The 290-nt window shown below is 56.6% G+C and carries 1 protein-coding gene; it reads right to left on the bottom strand.

Annotated elements, in window-relative coordinates:
- The coding region (locus B3W37_RS09920; RefSeq protein WP_483175602.1) for a class I tRNA ligase family protein at nt 1-290 on the bottom strand (290 nt) is incomplete at both ends.

The raw sequence follows: 290 nt of genomic DNA, 5'->3' as shown, positions 1-290 counted from the left end.
TCCCGTCCCCAGGCCGGGATCCAGCGCACCTCATCGATGGCCTGCAAAGCGTTTTCGCGGAACCCGTCAATGGAGGCAAACCACTGCTCGGTGGCGCGGTAGATGATGGGGTTTTTGCAGCGCCAGCAATGGGCGTATTGATGTTCGATCCGGCTGCCCTTTAAAAGCATATTGCGCTGGGTCAGTTCTTCAATAACCGCATCATTGGCTTTGTGTACGTACAAGCCCTGGAATTGCTGGGCTTCAGCGGTGAAGCGGCCGCTGTTGTCAACCGGTGAGATCACTTCCAG

The sequence above is a fragment of the Syntrophomonas sp. UBA5494 genome (assembly GCF_002426325.1).
This window is presented reverse-complemented; position numbering and strand designations above follow the sequence as displayed.